This window comes from Streptococcus sp. KR (genome assembly GCF_002238115.1).
Classification (GTDB): Bacteria; Bacillota; Bacilli; order Lactobacillales; family Streptococcaceae; genus Streptococcus.
This window is the reverse complement of record NZ_NGVM01000161.1, coordinates 1-417: the sequence shown is the minus strand read 5'-3', so window position 1 is coordinate 417 and position 417 is coordinate 1. Positions and strand designations below refer to the sequence as shown.

The window sequence follows — 417 nt, the reverse complement described above, 5'->3', positions numbered from 1 at the left end:
TGATGCAACTAACTGTTAATGAATCGCAAACCGATATTGCTAAGGAACTTGGCATCTCTGATTGGACTGTAAGACGGGTTATCTTTAACCTCGATCAATTCTTCAAGCCTAACTACCACTGGCTACCACGACACATTGCTTTTGATGATTTTAAGTCTGGTCGCTTTGCGCCCAGTGGAATGAGTATGATCTTGATGAACATTGAAAATCACCGTACTTTAAACATTATTTTGTCACGACGAAGTCGCTACTTACGCAATTACTTTCTGCGTTACGACCGCTCGGCTCGTTTAGCGGTTCAAACAATTACGGTTGACCTGTATACACCTTACCGTCATCTTATTCATGAATTGTTCCCTCATACCATTATTATTGCCGACCACTTTCACGTGGTCGCCCAAGCATATCGTGCTTTGA

The 417-nt window shown here is 42.2% G+C and carries 1 protein-coding gene; it reads left to right on the top strand.

Features of this window, described 5'->3' with window-relative positions:
• Positions 1–417 (top strand): transposase (locus CBI42_RS11410; RefSeq protein ID WP_142294141.1); only part of this gene is annotated, 417 nt, incomplete at both ends.